The organism is Amycolatopsis sp. cmx-4-83 (genome assembly GCF_046548815.1).
In the GTDB taxonomy this organism is placed as follows: Bacteria; Actinomycetota; Actinomycetes; order Mycobacteriales; family Pseudonocardiaceae; genus Amycolatopsis; species Amycolatopsis pretoriensis_A.
This window is the reverse complement of the sequence record NZ_JAEBEF010000001.1, coordinates 858,749-873,729: the sequence shown is the minus strand read 5'-3', so window position 1 is coordinate 873,729 and position 14,981 is coordinate 858,749. Positions and strand designations below refer to the sequence as shown.

Below are 14,981 nucleotides of genomic sequence, written 5' to 3'. Positions count from 1 at the left end.
CGAGGCCGCCCGACTGGTGTCGGACAACTTATGCCGGGCGATCACACCCCGCAAGCAGTATCGGTAACGATTCAGCCCACCGCGCGTCGAATCGTGATTTTTCCCTGGTAGGGGCGGAGTTTTTAGGGGTTCGGGTTCAGGGGTTCGGCTTGAGCGCGAGCTTGGCGAGCAGTTCGCGCGCCTGTTCGGCGGACCGCGGCTGGCACAGGACGTCGTACCGGCCGGCGACGAGCTGGCTCGCCGAGGAGAAGTCCCGCCGCCCGCGCGACATGCTGTACCCGATGGCGGCGAACATCAGCCCGGACAGCACGCCGAGCACGAGCCCGGTGAGCACCTGCAACGCGAAGCCCTGGTTGACGAACAACCCGAGCAGCAGCCCGGCGAAGATGCCGAACCAGGCCCCGGACACCCCGCCGGCGGCGAGCACGCGCCCCCAGGTCAGCCGCCCGATGACGCGCTCGACGAGCATCAGGTCGACCCCGACGATGGTGACGTCGGAGACGGCGAACTCGCTCTCCGCGAGGAAGTCGACGGCCTGCTTCGCCTCGCCGTAGGTCGCGTACGACCCGATCGGCCAGCCGGTCGGCGGGGTCGGCAGCCGTGGCAGGTTGCCGGGCGCCCGGCTCCCGCCGAAGGGACTACTCACCATCATCACCTGCGCACTCGTGGTCTCGGGCGTCCATCTTGTCAAGAACGCCCGGACCGTGCGAGCCGCTTACCCCGAAAGGCCGGACACTGCCCCATGTCGACAAGTCGCTTCGCACTTTCCCTATGAAAGTGTCGCCGGAGGGCGCCTCCCGCGCAGCTTTCGTAGGGAAAGTGGCGGCCTCAGGAGCGGGACTTGTACTCCCGCAGCAAGCCGCGGCTGATGATGGTCTTCTGGATCTCGCTCGTCCCCTCGCCGATCAGCAGGAACGGGGCCTCGCGCATCAGGCGCTCGATCTCGTACTCCTTCGAGTACCCGTAGCCGCCGTGGATGCGGAACGCGTCCTGCGTGACCTCCGCGCAGTACTCCGAAGCGATCAGCTTCGCCATCCCGGCCTCGACGTCGTTGCGCTCGCCCGAATCCTTGAGCCGCGCCGCGTTCACCATCATCAGGTGGGCCGCTTCGACCTTCGTCGCCATCTCGGCCAGCTTGAACGCGATCGCCTGGTGCTCGGCGATCGCCTTGCCGAACGTCTTGCGCTGCTGGGCGTACTCGACCGCGAGCTCGAACGCGCGGATCGCGATGCCGCACGCCCGCGCCGCGACGTTCACGCGGCCGACCTCGACACCGTCCATCATGTACGCGAACCCGCGCCCCGGCGCCTCGCCGAGCACCATGTCCGCGCCGATCCGGTAGCCGTCGAAGACCGCTTCGGTCGTGTCGACGCCCTTGTAGCCCATCTTGTCGATCTTGCCGGGGATGGTGAGCCCGGGCGCCACCTCGCCGAAGCCTTCCGGCTTCTCCACGAGGAACGTCGTCAGGTTCTGGTGCGCCTTCTCGGCGCCCTCGTCGGTCTTGACCAGCAGCGCGATCAGGTTCGACGAACCGCCGTTGGTCAGCCACATCTTCGAGCCGTCGATGACATAGTGAGCACCGTCGTCGTCACGCCTCGCCTTGGTCTTGATCGCGGCGACGTCCGAGCCGAGATCCGGCTCCGACATCGAGAACGAGCCGCGCACCTCGCCGGTCGCCATCCGCGGGAGGAAGTGCTGCTTCTGCGCTTCCGTGCCGTGGCGGGAGATCATGTGCGCCACGATGAAGTGGGTGTTGATCACACCGGACACGCTCATCCAGCCCCGCGCGATCTCCTCGACCACCAGTGCGTAGGTCAGCAGCGACTCGCCGAGCCCGCCGTACTCCTCCGGGATGGTGATCCCGAACAGGCCCATCTCCTTCATGCCCTCGACGATGTCCGCCGGGTAGGTGTCGGAGTGTTCGAGCTCCTGGGCGTGCGGGATGACTTCCTTGTCCACGAACTGGCGGACGGTCGCGAGGATCTCCGACTGCACGTCGGTCAGGCCGGCGGTCTGGGCGAGACGGGCCATCACGGCTCCCTTTCCGGAATACGACGCCGCTCCCGGCGCTGGGTTACCGGTGAGTATGACCCGAAACCCGCGACCCTGCTATGAGGGCGCTCACGATTCCCGCCGTAGAGTGCGGCGCGGAGGGGAGCACCATGACTTATCCGCAGGACCCGAACAACCCGTACGGTCAGCAGTACGGCTACCAGCAGCCCGGTTACCCGCAGTACCCCGGCTACCCGGGCGGCTACCAGCCCCCGGTGGAGGGCTCGGGCCTCGCCGTCGGGTCGCTGGTCTGCTCGATCCTCGGGCTCGTCCTGTGCTTCGTCGTCGGCATCGCGGGCATCATCATGGGCCACATCGCCTACGGCAAGGCCAAGCGCGGCGTGGCCGACGGCCAAGGCCTCGCGCTGGCGGGGATCATCATCGGCTACATCTCCATCGCGCTGAACATCGGCCTGCTCGCCCTGTTCATCGGTATCGGCGCGTTCAGCGGCTGGCGCTAACCTTGGCTTCGCGCACGCACCGAGGGGATCCGTCATGACCGACCCGTCCGGGGACAAGGACCGCCCGGCCACCGATCCGACCGTGGCCTACGACCCGCCGCCGGCCACCGAATCGACGTCGTACGAGCCGGAGCGGTACGACCCGCCGGCCGGCGACGCCACGATCGCGGACACCACCGTCGCGGACACCACCGCGACCGAAGAGCCTGCCGCCGCCCCGGAACAGCCCGGCCCGCTGCCGCCCGGCTCGTTCGAGACGCCGGCCGCGCACATCCCGGGCACGCCGTACGCCGCTCCCGGCCAGCCGGTGTACTCGCCGCCGCCCGGGTACCCGCCGCAGCCGTACCCGCAGTCGTACGTCACCCCGCCGCAGTACGGCTCGCCGTACGCGCCTTCGGCCCGCGGGCAGGACAACGCGCTGGCGATCGGCGCCCTGGTCTGCTCGATCCTCGGCTTCTGCTCCGGCATCACGGCGATCGCCGGGGTGGTCATGGCCCACATCGCGCTGAGCAAGACGAACCGCGGCGAAGCGGGCGGCCGCGGCTTGGCCACGGCCGCCCTGATCGTCGGCTACGTCGCCATCGCGCTCTGGGTCGGCTTCTTCACCACCCTGATCGTCCTGAGCGCGAACGGGCAGCTGACCTAGTCCGGCAGCACCGCGTCGCCGGGGCTGCGCGGCGCCGGTGTCGCGTGGCCGTTCACCTCCGGCTTCGCCTCGGCCGGCGGTTCCGGCGGCGGCGCGGCCTTCGGCGTCTGCGCGTCCAGGAACCGCAGCAGTTCCACCGGGAACGGCAGCACCAGCGTCGAGTTCTTCTCCGACGACACCTGCACGACGGTCTCCAGCAGCCGCAGCTGCAGCGCCGCCGGGGTGTCGGCCATCTGCGCGGCCGCCTGCGAGAGCTTGTACGACGCCTGCAGTTCACCGTCGGCGGAGATGACGCGCGCGCGCCGTTCCCGCTCCGCCTCGGCCTGCCGCGACATCGAGCGCTTCATCGCCTCCGGCAGCGCGACGTCCTTGATCTCGACGCGGTCGATGTGGATGCCCCAGTCCAGCGCGGGGCTGTCGATCATCAGCTCCAGGCCCTCGTTGAGGCGCTCGCGGTTGGAGAGGAGGTCGTCGAGCTCGCTCTTGCCGATGATCGAGCGCAGCGACGTCTGCGCGACCTGGCCGACCGCCGACCGGTAGTCCTGGACGTTGACCGCCGCGACGATCGGGTCGATGACCTTGAAGTAGACGACCGCGTCGACCCGGACGGTGACGTTGTCGCGGGTGATGCCGTCCTGGGCGGGGACCGGCATGGTGACGATCTGCATGTTGACCTTCTGGATCCGGTCCGCGAACGGCACGAGCACCGCCAGTCCCGGTTCGCGGACCTTCGCCCGCACCCGGCCGAACCGGAAGACGAGGCCGCGTTCGTACTGCTTCACGACGCGCACACTGGCCGCGAGCCAGGCTCCACCCGCGACGACGACAGCGCTGAGGATCTCCACCACCATGGCTGCTCCCGGGGTTGCGTTTTCCCCTGAAAACCCAGCGTACGCCGGTCGCGGTCCCGACGAAACGCGCTGGACGCGGCCACCAGACTGGGGTGGTGACCGATCTTCGCGTTCCCCCGCTGTTCGCCGCCCGGGCCCCGAAGGTGCTCGGGCCCGGGGCGGTCCCCTGGCTGGCGGAGCTGCCCCGGCTCGCCGCCCGCTACGCGCGTGAGTGGGGCTTGACGTTCGAGGGCGAGGCGATGCACGGCTACGTCGGCGTCGTGCAGCCCGCGCGCCTGGCCGACGGCACGCCGGTGGTGCTGAAGCTCGGCTGGCGCGACGAAGAATCGGCCGACGAGCCGCTCGCACTGTCCACATGGGCCGGTCGGGGTGCGGTGCGGCTGCTGGACTCCGCACCGGAGGACGGCGTCCTGCTCCTCGAACGGCTCGACGCCGGCCGCACCCTGGACGACCTCCCGCTGCGCGAAGCGATCCCGCTCATCGGCGGCCTCGCGCGCCGGCTCGCCGTGCCCGCACCGCCGTCGCTGCGGCGGCAGCTGCGCACCGAAGCCGGGAGCCTCGCCGAGGAGCTCCCCCGCCGGTGGGCCGAGCTCGGCGAGCCGTTCGAGCGGCGGCTGGTCGACGACGCCGTCGCGATCTGCCGCGAGCTCGGGCCGGGCGCGGGTGACCGGCTGGTGAACGAGGACCTGCACTTCGAGAACGTCCTCGCCGGTACGCGCGAGCCGTGGCTGGTCATCGACCCCAAGCCGCTCGCCGGCGACCTCGAGTGGGGTGTCATCCCGTTGTTCTGGAACCGCTTCACCGAGTCCACACTGGACGAACGGTGCACGCTGATCGTCGCTTCACTCGAACTGGACGCCGCGAAAGCGCGGGCTTGGACGCTCGTGCGGGCCGTGCAGAACTGGATCTGGATGATCGAGGAGCTCGCCGAGACCGGCGAGGACAGCGACGACCCGGCCTTCGTCACAGTGCCGGAAATCGCTGTCTGGGCAGCCAGCCGATAGTGTCAGCGCCATGGCCGCGGTCAACAGGGTTTTCGCTGCTCAGCTGTCCGGCTTGCCCGTGTTCGGCCCGGACGGCGAGTCGATCGGCCGGGTCCGCGACCTGGTGGCCGGGCTGCGGCTCGACGCGCAGCCGCCGCGGATCCTCGGGCTGGTCGTCGAGCTGAGCACGCGGCGGCGCGTCTTCGTGCCGATGCTGCGGGTCACCGGGATCGAGCCGACCGCCGTGACGCTCGCCACCGGCTCGGTCAACATGCGCCAGTTCGTCCAGCGGCCCAACGAGGTCCTGGTGCTCGGGCAGCTGCTCGACGCGCACGCCGCGCTGACCGCGTCCGGCACGCGGATCACCGTCGTCGACGCCGGGATGGAGCCGACCCGCACCCGCGACTGGGTGCTGGCCAAGCTGGCCATCCGGGAGCGGCGGAGCGGGCTGGGCCGCCGCCGCGCGGCGATGCAGGTGCTGCCGTGGTCGGAGGTCTCCGGGCTGGGCCTGGCCGACCTCGGCGCGCAGCCCCAGGGCGCCGGCCAGCTGCTCATGCTGTTCGACACCATGCGCCCGGCCGACATCGCCGCGACCGTGCGCGACCTGCCGCTCAAGCGGCGCCACGAGGTCGCCGACGCGATGGACGACGAGCGCCTCGCCGACGTCATCGAAGAGCTGCCGGACGACGACCAGAAGGAACTGCTGGCGTACCTGGCCGAGGAGCGCGCCGCCGACGTCCTGGAGGCGATGAACCCCGACGACGCGGCCGACCTGCTGGCCGAGCTCGCCCCGGCCGACCAGAGCCGGCTGCTGGAACTGATGGAGCCGGAGGAGTCCGCGCCGGTCAAGCGGCTGCTGGAGTACTCGTCCGACACCGCGGGCGGCCTGATGACGCCGGAACCGGTGGTGCTCACGCCGGACACGACGATCGCGGAGGCGCTGGCCCACATCCGCAACCCCGAGCTGCCGCCGGCGCTGGCCAGCATGGTGTTCGTCTGCCGGCCGCCGACCGCGACGCCGACCGGGCGCTACGTCGGCGTCGTCCACTTCCAGCGGCTCCTGCGCGAGCCACCGGCGGAGCTCGTGGCCAGCGCCGTCGACACCGGCCTGCCGCCGCTGAAACCGGGTGCCTCGCTGGCCGAGGTCACGCGGTACTTCGCGGCCTACAACCTGACCTGCGGGCCGGTCATCGACACCGAGGACCACCTGATCGGCGCGGTGACCGTCGACGACGTCCTCGACCACCTGCTGCCCGAGGACTGGCGCGAGACCGGGCTGCACGACACCATGGAGGAACACCGTGCCTGAGCTGACTCCGGGACGGCGGCTCGACCAGCCCCGCGGCCAGAACCGGTTCAGGCTGAACATCGACCCGGACACCTTCGGCCGGCTGTCCGAACGGCTGGCGCGGTTCCTCGGCACCGGCAAGTACCTGTTCTGGCAGACGCTCATCGTGATCATCTGGATCGTGCTGAACCTGGCCGCGGTGTCGTTCCGCTGGGACCCGTACCCGTTCATCCTGCTCAACCTGGCTTTTTCGACACAGGCTGCCTACGCGGCACCGTTGATCCTGCTCGCGCAGAACCGCCAGGACGACCGCGACCGCGTCTCCCTGGAGGAGGACCGGAACCGGGCCCTGCAGACGAAAGCCGACACGGAATACCTGGCCAGGGAGCTGGCGGCGCTGCGGCTGGCGGTCGGCGAGGTGGCCACGCGGGACTACCTGCGCAGCGAGCTGGACCGGCTCCGGGAGGACCTCGCCGTCCAGCCCAGGAAGGCCAAGCCGAGCCGCACTCCTACCGGCTCGTAACATGGACGGGGTGACCAGTACTCAGCAGCTCCCCAGCGTCGACGACGTCCGCAGCGCGCTGAAGAGCGTGCAAGACCCGGAGATCCGGAAACCCATCACGGACCTGGGGATGGTCAAGGACGTGGTCGTCGGCGACGACGGCGTCGTGACGGTCGGGATCTACCTGACGGTCGCGGGCTGCCCGCTGAAGGCGACGCTGACCAACGACACGAAGGAAGCCGTCGCGAAGCTCCCCGGCGTAGTCGACGTGCGCGTCGAGCTGGACGTCATGAGCGACGAGCAGCGCTCCGAGCTGCGGAAGTCGCTGCGCGGCGACGCGGCCGAGCCGGTGATCCCGTTCGCGCAGCCGGGCTCGATGACCCGCGTGTACTGCGTGGCGTCGGGCAAGGGCGGCGTCGGCAAGTCGTCGGTCACGGTGAACCTGGCGGCGTCGATGGCCGCGCGCGGCCTTTCGGTCGGGGTCGTGGACGCCGACATCTACGGCCACTCGATCCCCCGCATGCTGGGCGCGCGCGAGAAGCCGACCAAGGTCGACACGATGATCATGCCGCCGCAGTCCCACGGCGTGAAGGTGATCTCGATCGGCATGTTCACCCCGGGCAACACGCCGGTGGTGTGGCGCGGCCCGATGCTGCACCGCGCGCTGCAGCAGTTCCTGGCCGACGTGTTCTGGGGCGACCTCGACATCCTGCTGCTGGACCTGCCGCCGGGCACCGGCGACATCGCGATCTCGGTCGCCCAGCTGATCCCGAACGCGGAGATCCTGGTGGTCACGACCCCGCAGCAGGCGGCGGCCGAGGTGGCCGAGCGCGCGGGTGCGATCGCGCTGCAGACGCGTCAGCGCGTGGCGGGCGTCATCGAGAACATGTCGTGGCTGGAGCAGCCCGACGGCTCCCGCCTGGAGATCTTCGGCTCCGGCGGCGGCCGGACGGTGGCCGATTCGCTGACGAAGTCGATCGGCTCCGACGTCCCGCTGCTCGGCCAGGTCCCGATGGACCCGCGAGTGGTCGCCCAGGGCGACGCGGGCACGCCGATCGTGCTGTCCGAGCCGGAAGCGCCGGCGTCGGTGGTGCTGAACGACGTGGCGAAGAAGCTCTCGGTCCGCGCCCGCGGCCTGGCCGGGATGATGCTGAACGTGACCCCCGCGGGCCGCTGACCCGCTCGCGGAAGCCGAAGGCCACCCCGCGGGGTGGCCTTCGGTGCGTCAGGTGGCGTCCGGGTCGATCGGCGGGCGCTCGCCCGGCTTCAGCGGCTCCGGCCGCGCCGGGGTCTGGCTGACCGTCGAGCCGTTGGTCCCGTTCGTCCCGTTGCTGCCGTTCGTGATGCCCTTCAGGCCCAGCGGGTCCGCGTCGCCGTCGAACAGGTGCTGCGTCACCACGCGTTTGGGGTCGAAGTTGCGCAGCCCGCGGAGGTCTTCGAGGGGCTTGCGGAGCTGGTCGAACTCCGGGCCCATCTCCTCGCGCAGCTGTTCACGGGCACCGGTCGCGAAGTCGCGGACCTTCTTCACGCTCTTCGCCAGCCAGGACGCCGCCTCGGGGAGGCGTTCCGGGCCGAGGATGAAGAGACCGGCGATGATGAGGACGAGGATTTCGCCCCACCCGACGCTGTCGAACACCAGTCAACCTCCGCAGCTGAACCTACCCGCCCAGGGTACCCGCAGCCGGCCGTGCGCCGGCAGGCCGAACGCGGGAACTCAGTCGGAAGCCAGGGTTACGTCCACGACGAAGCTCGCGCCGTCGCGCGCCAGCGACACCGGGACCACTTCGCCGACGTCGTGCGCCCGGACCGCGACCGTCAGTTCCGCGGAGTCGCGGACCAGCCGGCTGCCGATCTTCGTGATCACGTCGCCCTCCTTGATGCCCGCGTTCGCGGCCGGCCCGCCGGGGGCGACGTTCTTGACCTGGGCGCCCATGGTGGACGACCCGGCGACCGTCGACGACGCGTTGATGCCGATGTCCGCGTGCTGGACCTTGCCGTCCTTGATCAGCGCCTTCGCGATCTTGATCGCGTAGTCGCTCGGGATGGCGAAGCCGATGCCGATGCTGCCGCCGTCCGCGCTGGACGAGCGGATCGACGAGTTGATGCCGACCAGCGCACCGGTGGCGTCGACGAGCGCACCGCCCGAATTGCCGTGGTTGATCGCGGCGTCGGTCTGGATGGCTTCGTAGGTGACCGGCGGGGCGCCACTGTCGCCGCCCGCGGTGATCGGGCGGTTCAGCGCGCTGACGATGCCCGCGGTGACGGAGTTCTGCAGCGCCAGCGGCGAGCCGATCGCCATCACGGTGTCGCCGACCTGAAGGTCCGCGGACTTGCCGATCTGCAGCACGGTCGGGTTGGTGACGTTCACCTTCACGACGGCGAGGTCGGTCTTCTGGTCGGCGCCGACCAGCTTGGCCTCGGTGCGGGTGCCGTCGACGAAGATCGCGGTGACCTTGACGCCCGGGTCCGCGGCGGCGGAGGCGATGACGTGCTCGTTGGTGAGGATGTAGCCCTGCGGGTCGATCATCACGCCGGAGCCCTGCTCGCCGGACTCGGCACCGGGCTTGAAGACCTCGAGCGAGACGACGGCGGGCGCGACGCGCTTGGCGATCTCGGCGACCGAACCGGCCGGACGTTCCTTGGCGGCCTCGGCTTCGGAGATCGTGGCGGAGCCGGTGAGCTCGGTACCGGTGTCGGCGACCCACCAGCCGACGAGGCCGCCGACCGCGCCGACGAGCAGCGCGACGACCCCGAGCAGGGCCAGCGCCTTGGGTTTGACGCGCCGACCGAAGAGCACCTCGGGCAGGCTGAGCAGCGCTCCCGGCGGGCGCTGGGCGGGCTTTTCCTCGTCCTCGGCCGGCATCGCGGGCCCGGCGAGCACGGCACCGGCGCCCGGATCGCGCCACGGGTCGCTGGTGCTGTTCCACAGCGGCGGATCGGCTTCCTTCGGGTCACCGGTGGCTTCGCGCGGCCGTTCGAGCAGGACGCCTTCGGCCCCGGGCGGCCGCCGGAAGGCTTCGGCGAGCGACTCGGGCGCGGGCGGCGCGAGGTTGACGCCGTTGGCCTTCTGCGGGGAGTAGAGCTTGTCGAACGCCCCATCGACACCCTGCGGCCTGCCGAACACGGCGGCCTGGGCGGGATCGACGGCGGGCCGCGCGAGCGGCCGCGGACCCAGCCGGTCGGCATCACGCGCGCCGGACTGCTCGGGATTCACGTTCGGCTCGGTCATCATTCCCCGGTGCAGAAGAAGATCAGGTGGCTGGGCGTGACGATACCCAAGCCCAGTGCTCCGAGTCTGCCGGTCGGCCGGTGAAGTGGCTGTTTCTTGGCACGGGCGGCCGAGGGGCCGGGCGGGAACGCGGGATGTGACGTGTTCGGCGGCAGGCTCTCCTGCTCGCGGCGGTCTCAGCACCCCAGCACGTGGGCTGCGGCCGAGCGCCTCGGCAAGCACCGGCGCATCCGCCACCGACATCGGCCCGGCGACGGCCTTGATGGCCGCTGGTAGGCGGCAGCCGCGGCTCGGCACCCCGCCCGTGAGCTGCGGCCGAGCACCCCGGAAAGCACCGGAGCGTTCGCCGCCGGCAGGCCCGAGGCGGGCGGCAGCCGGCGCGGTGGTCTCGACAAGCCGCCACTCGGCACCCGGCTGCCGGGCCCAGCGGCACCCTCAGCGCCGTTGCGGGCTCAGCGCCGCCCGGCCCCACCCCGCACACGGCAAAGGCCGCCACGAGGGCTTCCTCGCAGCGGCCTCGATCAAGCCGTTCAGCGGATGCCGACGGGCACCGCGGCAGGCGAAGTGCTCACCGGAATCGACTTCGGCGCGGGCTGTGGCGGCACCGCCAGCTGGGCCGGGAGCAGGTTTGCCGGCTGCGGCGCACCGCCGCTCTGCTCAGGGCCGCCGTCGCCGTCCGCGGACGTCCCGACCAAGGCCAGCGCGCTCAGCACCAGCCCGGACACGACGACCCCCGCGCCCTGCGCGGCGCGGCGCTTGAAGCGGCCGCCGCCGAGGACGTTCGGCGACTGGCCCAGCGGAGCCGACGATCCCAACGGCGCGACACCGCCCAGCACACCCGCGTCACGCAGGCCGGCGACCCGGTCGGGACGCTGGACCGCGACGAGCTGGCCGTCGGCCGTGATGGCCAGGTTGTCCGGGGTGCCCGGCAGCTCCGTGTGCTGCGGGATCGACTGCAGGCTCGCCAGGAACCCCGCCGACATCGAGGGGGCACCGGCGTGCCGGATCGTGTCGACCGTCTGCCGCTGGGCGCGGACCTCGGCCGCGCACGCCGGGCAGCGGGTGATGTGCGACGCCGCTCGATCGCGCGCGCCGTGCGAAAGTTCGCCGTCGACGAACGCCACCACGGCGTCCGGCAGCAGGTGCGACTCGGGGAGTCCCCAGCCTCGCGGTGCGGTCATACCGACACCTTCGCAGACTCCGGTGCGTGAGCGCGCCGACGCTCGAGCGAAGCGCGCAACGCCTGGCGGCCGCGGTGGATCCGGCTGCGGACGGTGCCGAGCTTGACACCCAGCGTCGCGCCGATCTCCTCGTACGACAGCCCTTCGACGTCGCACAGCACGACCGCGGCGCGGAACTCCGGGGGCAGCTCGTCGAGCGCCGCCTGCAGGTCCGGGTCCAGGTGGGTGTCGGAGTAGACCTGCTCGGGGCTCGGGTCGTCGCCCACGATGCGGTCGGTGTCCTCGGGCAGGCCTTCCATCCGCACGCGCGAGCGGCGGCGGGCCATGTCCAGGAAGAGGTTGGTGGTGATCCGGTGCAGCCAGCCCTCGAACGTCCCCGGCTTGTACGACGCCAGCGAGCGGAAGACCCGGATGAAGGTCTCCTGCGTGAGGTCCTCGGCGTCGTGGGTGTTGCCGGTCAGGCGGTAGGCGAGCCGGTAGACCCGGTCGCCGTGTTCGCGCACGACCTCGTCCCAGGACGGCGGCGTCCAAGCTGCCTCGTCCAGGGTCACCGGCTGAGCCCCGGCGTCGGCAACGGCGTTCTGCATAGCGGGAGCAGGCACCTCCATCTGCGTTTCTCCTGTCTGCTCCACCCAACGCGGGCTGTGGCCACGGTGTTCCCGTGTGTCTGGTTTTCAGTCTGTCGAGGTTCCTTATGGTTCTAGTGAGACTGGACTGAGAGCAGGCTGAGAAGTTCTTCCCGGGTGCTTACCAGGGAGCCTGCGAGGATTTATCGACAACCAACGCTAACCTCCGTGCGTGAACACGCCCACCCCTGCGGCCGCACCGGCCGATTCCGGGTTCGTCGACGGGTACCTGCCCGACGACGAGGTGCTGTCTTCGGCGCGGGCACGGGCCGAGGACCTGGGCTGCGTCCCGCTCAGCGCGGGCGCGGGCGCGACGCTGCGCTTCCTGGCCGCGACCCTGCGCGCGAAGGCGGTGGTCGAGGTCGGCACGGGCGCCGGCGTCAGCGGGCTGAGCCTGCTGCGCGGCATGGCCCCGGACGGCATCCTGACCTCGATCGACGTCGAGCCGGAGTACCAGCGGGCGGCGCGCGCGACGTTCCGCGAGGCCGGCTACGCACCGGGCCGCACCCGGCTGATCATCGGCCGCGCCCTGGACGTCCTGCAGCGGCTCACGCCGGGCGGGTACGACCTGGTGTTCGTCGATTCCGCGCACATCGAGTACCCGGGGTGCTACGAGCTGGGCGTGTCGTTGCTGCGGCGGGGCGGGATCATCGCGTTCCACAACGTGCTGGCCGGCGGCCGGGTGATCGACCCTTCGCACCGGGACCCGGAGACGCTGGCGCTGCGCGAGGTGGCACGGGCGTTCCGCGAAGACGACCGGCTGGTGCCGGCGCTCCTGCCGGTGGGCGGCGGCTTGCTGGTCGCGGCGGCGATCTGAGTCAGCTCGCCACGAGCTCCCGGCGCTCCAGCCGAACCCGCGTCCCAGCACCGACCGCCGCCACCGCCAGCAGGAGCCACACCACCACCAGCGCGATCAGCCACGACCAGCCCTCGTGGCCGTAGACCCACGCGCCCGCCGCGCCCCCGACACTGCTGCCCAGGTAGTACGTCGCCGTGTACGTGCCGCCGACCTGGCCGCGGGCGTTCTCCGGGGCGTCGGCCGCCGCCCAGCCGTTCGCGACCGCGTGCGCGGCGAAGAACGCGCAGGTCAGCACCAGGAACCCGGCGATGACCATCGGGAGTGAGTCGGGCAGGGTCAGCGTCGCGCCGATTGCCGTCAGCAGCAGGGCGCCGATCAGCGCGCGGCGGCGGCCGACCCGGGCGACCAGGCGGCCGGCCGCGGCGGACGACACCGAGCCGCTCGCGTAGGCGAGGAACACCAGCGACGCGATCGCCGGCGAGAGGCCGAGCGGGTCGCCGGTCAGGCGGAAGCCGGCGGCGTTGTACAGCGCGACGAACGAGCCCATCGCGAGCAGCGCGACCGCGTACTGCGCGAGCAGCACCGGCTTGCTCACTGCCGTGACCAGCCCTTGCGCGACCGCGCGGAGCTGGGCGTCCCCGCGCGGGCGCGTCCCCGGCGGCAGCGTCACGACGGTGATCGCCGAGCACACCGCGCCCACCCCCGCGACGACGTACAGCGCGCCGCGCCAGCCGAGCGGGCCCGCGGTGAACCCGCTGGCCAGCCTGCCGAGCATGCCGCCGATGGTGTTGCCGGCGATCATCGCGCCGACCGCGGCCGCGACGCCCGCGCGGCCCAGCCGTTCGGCCAGGTACGCGGCCGCGACGCCGGGGAAGCCGGCGATCGCGATCCCCTGCAGCGCCCGCAGGACGAGCAGCGCCGGGTACGTCGGCATCAGCGGCAGCAGCAGCCCGAACACGACCGACGCGATGACCGACGTCAGGATCACCGGCCGCCGTCCGACCACTTCGGACAGCGCGGCGATCGGCAGGACGGCGATGGCGAGCGCGCCGGTCGCGACGCTGACGGCGAGGGCCGCGCCGCCGGGGTCGAGGTGGTACTGCGCGGCGAGCTGCGGCAGCACCGGCTGCGGCGCGTAGAGCAGGGCGAAGGAGGAGATCCCGGCCGCGGCGACGGCGGTCTTGACTCGGCGCGTGGAAGTCACGATCTGAAAGTAAGCAGAGCTAACCAATACGTCCAATGCGTTCAGCTGGCATGATTCATGCGGTGACGCATGAATCGCTGTCGGCGCAGGTCGCGCCGCACCTGCCGCTGCTGGCCGCCTTGCGGAAGACGAGGAACGTCACACGCGCGGCCGAGCTGCTGGGCGTCCCGCAACCGACGGTGAGCCGCCGGCTCGCGGCGCTGGCGGACGCGCTGGGCGCGCCGCTGACGGTGCCGGACGGCCGCGGCATCCGCCTCACCCGCGCGGCCGACCTGCTGGCGGAAGCGGCGGAGCGCGGCCTGGCGGCGCTCGACACCGGCGTCCGGCTGGCGCGGGAAGAGGTGTCCCCGGAGTCGGGGCACGTGGTGCTGGGGTTCCTGCACCTGCTCGGCCGCTCGCTGGTGCCGTCGCTGCTGCGCGGCCACCGGGCGCGGTACCCGGGGGTGCGGTTCACGCTGGTGCAGGGCTCGCGGCAGGAGATGATCGACCGGCTGGTGGCCGGCGAGCTGGACCTGGCGCTGCTGGCGCCGCTGCCGTCCGTTCCCGGGCTGGCTTCCGCGGGCCTGGTGGACGAGGAGATCCTGCTGTCGGTCCCGGCCGGCCACCCGTTGGCCGGGCGGCGATCGGTGCGGGTTTCGGAGCTGGCGGACGAGGAGTTCGTGCTGCTGGAGCAGGGCTACGGCGTCCGGACGTTGACGGACGAGCTCTGCGCGGCGGCGGGGTTCACGCCGCGGATCGCGTTCGAGGGCCAGGAGTCGGACACGGTGCGCGGCCTGGTGGCGGCGGGCCTGGGGGTGGCGCTGCTGCCACGGTTCGGGCCAGGCAGTCCGGCGGGGGTCGCGGAGGTGCCGCTTTCGCCGCGGCCGTACCGGACCATCGGGTTGGCCTGGCGGGCGGAGGAGCCGATGACCCCGGCGGTGAACGGCTTCCGGGACCACGTGCTGGCCGGGGTTTGAGCCGGCGCACCTACCGCCGACGTGCCCCCGCCCAACGGCGGTTTCCGGCGGTCGTTGCACCACCGCTGCTCGGTCGTGGTGCCGAGCAATCCTGTCCTGCGTTCGGCCGGACTGTCCCGACCCAGCGTCATGCGTGGTCGGTCGTTGAGCTCAACCGCGACACGATCGAGATCGCCGGCGGTGTGCACCGGCAGATCGGTGGT

At 71.7% G+C, this 14,981-nt stretch carries 16 protein-coding genes; 8 read left to right on the top strand and 8 right to left on the bottom strand.

Annotated features, from left to right (window positions below; translation table 11 throughout):
- Window positions 1-136 precede the first annotated feature (136 nt).
- Both ACLJQM_RS04500 and ACLJQM_RS04495 read right to left on the bottom strand, forming a co-directional pair.
- A complete protein-coding gene (locus ACLJQM_RS04500) occupies window positions 137-652 on the bottom strand; it encodes a general stress protein (RefSeq protein WP_360772790.1) in 516 nt (171 codons plus the stop codon).
- A 176-nt stretch (window positions 653-828) separates the two neighbouring features.
- Window positions 829-2,031 carry an acyl-CoA dehydrogenase family protein gene (locus ACLJQM_RS04495; protein WP_410630225.1) on the bottom strand — a complete coding sequence of 401 codons (1,203 nt, stop codon included), beginning with the start codon at window positions 2,029-2,031 and terminating at the stop codon, window positions 829-831.
- A 131-nt stretch (window positions 2,032-2,162) separates the two neighbouring features.
- Between ACLJQM_RS04495 and ACLJQM_RS04490 the strand changes: the two genes are divergently transcribed.
- Window positions 2,163-2,513: a DUF4190 domain-containing protein gene (locus tag ACLJQM_RS04490; protein WP_410630224.1), complete on the top strand. Its 351-nt coding sequence runs from the start codon at window positions 2,163-2,165 to the stop codon at window positions 2,511-2,513.
- A 34-nt stretch (window positions 2,514-2,547) separates the two neighbouring features.
- Window positions 2,548-3,159: a DUF4190 domain-containing protein gene (locus ACLJQM_RS04485; protein WP_410630223.1), complete on the top strand. Its 612-nt coding sequence runs from the start codon at window positions 2,548-2,550 to the stop codon at window positions 3,157-3,159.
- Here the strand turns inward: ACLJQM_RS04485 and ACLJQM_RS04480 are convergent.
- The gene (locus ACLJQM_RS04480) at window positions 3,156-4,010 is read right to left on the bottom strand and encodes an SPFH domain-containing protein (protein ID WP_360772353.1); all 855 of its coding nucleotides are present in this window, start codon (window positions 4,008-4,010) and stop codon (window positions 3,156-3,158) included. The genes ACLJQM_RS04485 and ACLJQM_RS04480 overlap by 4 nt on opposite strands.
- A 92-nt stretch (window positions 4,011-4,102) precedes the next feature.
- Here ACLJQM_RS04480 and ACLJQM_RS04475 point away from each other — a divergent pair, with 92 nt between their 5' ends.
- Genes ACLJQM_RS04475 through ACLJQM_RS04460 form a run of 4 tightly spaced genes read left to right on the top strand, consistent with a single transcriptional unit; the run spans window position 4,103 to window position 7,960 of the window.
- Window positions 4,103-5,014: an aminoglycoside phosphotransferase family protein gene (locus ACLJQM_RS04475; RefSeq protein ID WP_410630222.1), complete on the top strand. Its 912-nt coding sequence runs from the start codon at window positions 4,103-4,105 to the stop codon at window positions 5,012-5,014.
- Between the two features lie 10 nt (window positions 5,015-5,024).
- A complete protein-coding gene (locus tag ACLJQM_RS04470; protein WP_360772358.1) occupies window positions 5,025-6,302 on the top strand; it encodes a magnesium transporter MgtE N-terminal domain-containing protein in 1,278 nt (425 codons plus the stop codon).
- On the top strand, window positions 6,295-6,804 hold the full coding sequence (locus ACLJQM_RS04465; RefSeq protein WP_247014530.1) for a DUF1003 domain-containing protein: 510 nt from the start codon (window positions 6,295-6,297) through the stop codon (window positions 6,802-6,804). Before ACLJQM_RS04470 ends, ACLJQM_RS04465 begins: the two co-directional genes overlap by 8 nt.
- A gap of 10 nt (window positions 6,805-6,814) precedes the next feature.
- Window positions 6,815-7,960 carry an Mrp/NBP35 family ATP-binding protein gene (locus tag ACLJQM_RS04460; RefSeq protein WP_247014531.1) on the top strand — a complete coding sequence of 382 codons (1,146 nt, stop codon included), beginning with the start codon at window positions 6,815-6,817 and terminating at the stop codon, window positions 7,958-7,960.
- A 48-nt stretch (window positions 7,961-8,008) separates the two neighbouring features.
- Here the strand turns inward: ACLJQM_RS04460 and tatB are convergent, their stop codons facing one another.
- From tatB to sigE, 4 genes are all read right to left on the bottom strand, one after another.
- A complete protein-coding gene (gene tatB, locus ACLJQM_RS04455; RefSeq protein WP_360772363.1) occupies window positions 8,009-8,419 on the bottom strand; it encodes a Sec-independent protein translocase protein TatB in 411 nt (136 codons plus the stop codon).
- A gap of 78 nt (window positions 8,420-8,497) precedes the next feature.
- Window positions 8,498-10,015, bottom strand: a complete 1,518-nt coding sequence (locus tag ACLJQM_RS04450) for a S1C family serine protease (protein ID WP_247014533.1) — start codon at window positions 10,013-10,015, stop codon at window positions 8,498-8,500.
- 527 nt (window positions 10,016-10,542) lie between these two features.
- Complete coding sequence (locus ACLJQM_RS04445; RefSeq protein ID WP_410630221.1) at window positions 10,543-11,193, bottom strand: anti-sigma factor family protein; 651 nt, start codon at window positions 11,191-11,193, stop codon at window positions 10,543-10,545.
- Window positions 11,190-11,801 carry an RNA polymerase sigma factor SigE gene (sigE, locus tag ACLJQM_RS04440; protein ID WP_247014535.1) on the bottom strand — a complete coding sequence of 204 codons (612 nt, stop codon included), beginning with the start codon at window positions 11,799-11,801 and terminating at the stop codon, window positions 11,190-11,192. The genes ACLJQM_RS04445 and sigE overlap by 4 nt, the downstream gene beginning before the upstream one ends.
- 190 nt (window positions 11,802-11,991) lie before the next feature.
- Here sigE and ACLJQM_RS04435 point away from each other — a divergent pair, with 190 nt between their 5' ends.
- Entirely contained in the window at window positions 11,992-12,636 is a 645-nt protein-coding gene (locus tag ACLJQM_RS04435) for an O-methyltransferase (RefSeq protein ID WP_086865531.1), read from the top strand.
- A gap of 1 nt (window position 12,637) precedes the next feature.
- Here ACLJQM_RS04435 and ACLJQM_RS04430 read toward each other — a convergent pair whose 3' ends face one another.
- Complete coding sequence (locus ACLJQM_RS04430) at window positions 12,638-13,822, bottom strand: MFS transporter (RefSeq protein WP_410630220.1); 1,185 nt, start codon at window positions 13,820-13,822, stop codon at window positions 12,638-12,640.
- A 62-nt stretch (window positions 13,823-13,884) separates the two neighbouring features.
- Between ACLJQM_RS04430 and ACLJQM_RS04425 the strand changes: the two genes are divergently transcribed.
- A complete protein-coding gene (locus ACLJQM_RS04425) occupies window positions 13,885-14,778 on the top strand; it encodes a LysR family transcriptional regulator (protein WP_360772371.1) in 894 nt (297 codons plus the stop codon).
- Window positions 14,779-14,981: the final 203 nt, after the last annotated feature.

What these genes read in the sequence shown, in the direction of transcription:
- ACLJQM_RS04500 (WP_360772790.1), bottom strand. Translation starts at nt 652, where the DNA reads ATGATGGTGAGTAGTCCCTTCGGCGGGAGCCGGGCGCCCGGCAACCTG.
- ACLJQM_RS04485 (WP_410630223.1), top strand. Translation starts at nt 2,548, where the DNA reads ATGACCGACCCGTCCGGGGACAAGGACCGCCCGGCCACCGATCCGACC.
- ACLJQM_RS04450 (WP_247014533.1), bottom strand. Translation starts at nt 10,015, where the DNA reads ATGATGACCGAGCCGAACGTGAATCCCGAGCAGTCCGGCGCGCGTGAT.
- ACLJQM_RS04480 (WP_360772353.1), bottom strand. Translation starts at nt 4,010, where the DNA reads ATGGTGGTGGAGATCCTCAGCGCTGTCGTCGTCGCGGGTGGAGCCTGG.
- ACLJQM_RS04495 (WP_410630225.1), bottom strand. Translation starts at nt 2,031, where the DNA reads ATGGCCCGTCTCGCCCAGACCGCCGGCCTGACCGACGTGCAGTCGGAG.
- ACLJQM_RS04470 (WP_360772358.1), top strand. Translation starts at nt 5,025, where the DNA reads ATGGCCGCGGTCAACAGGGTTTTCGCTGCTCAGCTGTCCGGCTTGCCC.
- sigE (WP_247014535.1), bottom strand. Translation starts at nt 11,801, where the DNA reads ATGGAGGTGCCTGCTCCCGCTATGCAGAACGCCGTTGCCGACGCCGGG.
- ACLJQM_RS04445 (WP_410630221.1), bottom strand. Translation starts at nt 11,193, where the DNA reads ATGACCGCACCGCGAGGCTGGGGACTCCCCGAGTCGCACCTGCTGCCG.
- ACLJQM_RS04490 (WP_410630224.1), top strand. Translation starts at nt 2,163, where the DNA reads ATGACTTATCCGCAGGACCCGAACAACCCGTACGGTCAGCAGTACGGC.